The 4,776-nt window shown below is 33.8% G+C and carries 3 protein-coding genes; all 3 read left to right on the top strand.

The window, feature by feature from the left end; all coding sequences use genetic code 11:
* Positions 1-2,384: hypothetical protein (locus G4407_RS15740; RefSeq protein WP_173689632.1), on the top strand; the 2,384-nt coding region annotated here is incomplete at its 5' end.
* 262 nt (positions 2,385-2,646) lie between these two features.
* Positions 2,647-3,336 carry a response regulator transcription factor gene (locus G4407_RS15735; RefSeq protein ID WP_008120506.1) on the top strand — a complete coding sequence of 230 codons (690 nt, stop codon included), beginning with the start codon at positions 2,647-2,649 and terminating at the stop codon, positions 3,334-3,336.
* Positions 3,312-4,577, top strand: a complete 1,266-nt coding sequence (locus tag G4407_RS15730) for a sensor histidine kinase (RefSeq protein ID WP_173689631.1) — start codon at positions 3,312-3,314, stop codon at positions 4,575-4,577. Before G4407_RS15735 ends, G4407_RS15730 begins: the two co-directional genes overlap by 25 nt.
* Positions 4,578-4,776: the final 199 nt, after the last annotated feature.

Below are 4,776 nucleotides of genomic sequence, written 5' to 3'. Positions count from 1 at the left end.
GGTATTGTACCAAAGGGAATCGGGGAATAACAGATACGGATGATTACCTACTTACATTTATAAATAGGGTAATATTAGAATATGCAACTAATAATCCTGAATATGTAATAAAAATCAAAGTAAAAATTAGTGAGAGTAATGCAATAAAGGAATATTGGGGAAATGGAAACATGTGGCTTGCAGGGATTAGAGATCACAATGTACCTACCTTAATAGGAGATGTTATTTTTTGTCTTAAAGAGGCTATAATAAGCAGTTTGGAGATTTGTAAAAAGGATCATGAATTCACTGTTGCATTTGCAAATTATGTCAAAGAAACTATTTATTCAAAATCAAATAATATAGTATTGCTTACAATCATTGAGAGTATAGGAATGCACTTTGAAAACGAATTACCGGGTTATGCTTTGGATTTGGCTACAAGCATAGAACTTGTTCATTGGGATACCACAAGATATATGTTGTACAAAAAAAATCCGACAAAAGAGTTGCTCGAAAGGCAAATTCTTAAGACCATGGGGATACCTGAGCTTAAAGATAGATATGAGTTGGATAAAAAATGTGATTTGAGTATACAAGAATATGTATCTCATACACAGATATATTTTGATTCAATGGTTCAGGATAAATGCTATGGAATTCTTGATTATTTATATTCAATTATAAAAAATGATGCAGAAAATGCACAGGACTATTTACAGATTCAAAAAATGGATATGCGTGGTGCAAAAGCAACCAAGATAACCGACAATATAATTATGTTAGAACCCCAAATATCAGGGGAAGCAGAAAAAATTGTTCTAAGACAAGAAGAATTCAATAAACCTAAGCAGAGATTAAATGCGGCGATTAAAAAGTGTAATGATAATATGGTGCCTGGGCAGATTGACTTGCCATCAACTCTTGATGCAATTAAAGTTATTTTAGAATTGATGAAGGATACTGATATGGCATTTCAATATGAAAATCTTTTGATACTTTTAATTGCTAGTGCAATAAATCATCAAGAATTAGAAAATGAGAAAAGGGAAAAGTTTTGCACAATATGGATTAACGGAATAGAGAAATTGTTTTTTAATGGAAGCTTTTTGGCAGATACTGCACTTATGCCAGTTTTATTGAATCAATTGGAAAATGACGTTGCTATTGGGATAAAAAATAAAATAAAGAAAATTGTGTTGGATTGTTTGATGTATAAGGGGCAACATGGTGTTATTGATGAAATGGCTAAATACGTGAAGAGATATTTAGCTAATCACGAGACTTTGGCACAAGCGGTATTTAATACAATTATTAAATTATCTGAAGATCAGATGGAACATCAAAAATATAATGCTAATTATTTGAAAGTGAGTAAGAAAGATAAGGAGTTTATATTTAATCCTAATATGCAACCTAAGTTGTCAGGAATAGATCGTTATATCAAAGATGATGATGGAAATTGTTATACTAGTCGCGAAGAGGAGATAATAGATAGGTATCTGCTGCAGGAAGAATCTTTAGAGATAGATGTTTTTGATATGAGTAACTATGATATATCTACAATATGCCATGTTGCAAATTGCGGCCTAAATTTTACGAATGAATCTTTTAGAATGGTTATTCATGAAATTTTGCTATGTGTGATTGATATTTGGAAATATACTAAAAGAAATTATAATGCTCACGAAATTTTTGATGTTTACCAAGAACATGAAATCATAGAGCTGTTTCAGCGGGAAATGATTCAAACCCAAGATGATGCAAAAATGGCAATCGATATATTATTTGAAGAGATTGATTTTACAAAATTTACAACAGATACAATTGAGTTCTATCAAGATATCTTTGGCAATTTTTTATGTGAATTTTTTGACTCATATGTTGACTCAAAAAGAAGAAATATATGTAAAAAGAAAATACTATATATTGAGAAAAAAGTAAATGACATTGATGAGGAGTATGTTCGAATACAGTTATATAAATCTCTTATGCTTTCTGTAACGAGATATTGCACGGGAGACTGGAGTAAAATCAAAACAAATTATTCATACGTAGATAAGCAATTTTTGAATAAGCAATTTACAAAGTATGGAAAATATCACATAAAGGAACTGTTGAGAACGATTTACCAAATGCATATGGATGAATTGCTGCCAGAAATATTAATTTCTATTAGAAATAGCTTTCAAAATGCAAAATCTGAGGTAAATAAATTTAAAAAATCAATAAGAGAACAAGAAGCAATAGTACAGTTGATTATCCTTAAATCCTTTATTACATATAGTGATAAAATTAAACAGGATCAAGAACTTATTGAAGCATATGAAGATATACTTGAAATATTGATCAATTTAAATTATGAGCAGGCGGCGGTTATTTTGGATGAGTTTAGGATTCATTAATGGATGCAGGTTATTATTCATCTGAAATAAATATAATAAGAGATGCATGTTCGCTAAATGATATTTGTGGATGGTATCGTCAAGGTTAGATTTTGTGGGAAAGTGGTAATACAGTTGAGACAGTTGTTCTTTTGTCCAAACTAAAACAAAAGCCGGATGATTACACTAATGTCACGATTGAACTTGATGATGTGGATATAACATCGGCAGAGACTAAGGCAACGAAGAGGAGAAATAGTTAACAAAGAGAGGTGCATATGCTATGCCAGGTATACTCGTGGTTGAAGATGATGAAAATTTAAATCGTGGAATTACATTCTCACTGAAAAAATCCGGATATGAGGTTTTTTCAGCAGAATCAGTGAAAAAAGCGAAAAGAATTGCAAGTGATAATAATGTGGATGTTACCATTTGTGATGTGAATCTTCCGGATGGGAATGGACTGGAATTTGTAAGGTGGATGAGATGCAATTATAATACATACATTATTTGCCTTACAGCACTAGATCAGGAGATGGATCAGGTCATGGGATATGAAGCAGGGGCAGATGATTATATTACAAAGCCGTTTAGTCTTTCGGTACTTCTTTTGAAAATAGAAGCACATTTCCGCCGCAGACAGGAGAAAACGGAAGCCGGAAAGATGATTTCGGGAGATATCGTATTTATCGCAGGAGAAATGAAAGTCCTGATAAAGAGTCGTGAAATCAGTCTGACAAAAACGGAGTTGAAAATGCTGACTTTTTTTCTTCAGAATCCGAAACAGATTCTTTCAAAAACACAAATATTGGAAAATGTGTTTGATCTGGAAGGGGATTTTGTGGATGAAAATACAATCGCTGTCAATATCAGAAGACTCCGTGAGAAAATCGAAGACAATCCGGCTGCACCGGTCTATATAAAGAATATCAGAGGTCTTGGGTATATATGGAATCAGGAGGTAAGGCAGTGACAAAGAGATATCGCAAGAAGATTACAGTAGTGCTCTCCTTGGTATTACCTGTCATAGTATTGTTTGCAATATTAAATTGCTTTACCACGTATGTGTTTTATGAAGATTATAAATATAAAATGAATCTTATGACAGAGATTGCTGCAAAGGAAGAAATTTCCGGGCTGGATGTTGTTTCGGAATTGCTTAAGGATAAGGATATTGAAACGAACGAACAGGGAAGGCAATTATTGGAGCAATATGGATACTGGGGAAATAATGGGAATACATTTTATTCACAATTCCGGCATCAGGTTATGGTGACCGGTGTTGTAAGCACTTTGATATGCGTGCTTCTCTTGACTTTTTTATTTTATTGGAAGAAAAAAGAAGATGCGTGTCATCAGAAAATTTTAGACCAGTTAGAAGAAATTCTGATCCGATTCCGTGAAAATAAATTTGATGATTTACTGAAAACGGAAAATCATGCTGAACTGGAAAAATTGAATGACCAGCTTGAAGCAATCGGACATCATATTCAGTTGCTAAAGGAAGAAGCACGGGAAGAAAAAGAGAGCACGAAAGAAATGGTTTCTGATATCTCTCACCAGTTAAAGACACCGGTTGCAGCTTTGGATACATGTTTTAGTGTGCTGATGCAGAATGACTTAAGTGCCACAGAACAGGAGGAGTTTCGTATCCGTTGTCGGAGTGCTCTGGATGGACTGGAGACATTATTGCAGTCGCTTCTTGAAATATCCAAGATGGAAACTGGACTGATTCAGATTAATAAGAAAAAACTTCCGCTTATGGATACTGTCATATCTGCTGTGAACTGTACTTATCCAAAAGCGGATGAGAAAGAAATTGAATTCGTTTTTGACTATGCAAAAGAGCTGGAAACATGCATGGTTATGCAGGATAAAAGATGGCTTGGTGAAGCTGTGATCAACGTTCTGGATAATGCAATCAAGTACAGCCCGGATGGTTCAAAAATATTTATCCGGTTACAAAAAAGAAACGATCTTGTAAGAATGGAAATTGAGGATCAGGGAATTGGTATTCCGCAGAATGAGTATCACAAAATTTTTCAACGATTTTACAGAGGAAGTTCCAGGAAGGTCATGGAAAAGAGTGGTACAGGAATCGGACTTTTTCTATCGAGAGAAATTATCGAAAAACACGAAGGTATGATCACGGTAATCTCCGGCAAAAAGAAAAAAGGAAGCACGTTTGTGATTCAATTACCATATGTTGGTTAAATTTTAAGTGAGCAGAAATCTTACAATTCCGTAAGATTTCTGCTCGTTTTTTGAAAGTGAAATGAAAGATTGTCCTGATACAATTTGGATGTAGGTTGAAAAATGACCAAATATATAAACAGGCAAAGAAAGCGTGCTGAAAAGGTAAGTAGGTAATCATCCGTATCTGTTATTCCCCGATTCCCTTTGGTACAATACC

The organism is Allocoprococcus comes (assembly GCF_013300725.1).
Lineage (GTDB): Bacteria > Bacillota > Clostridia > Lachnospirales > Lachnospiraceae > Allocoprococcus > Allocoprococcus comes_A.
This window is presented reverse-complemented; position numbering and strand designations above follow the sequence as displayed.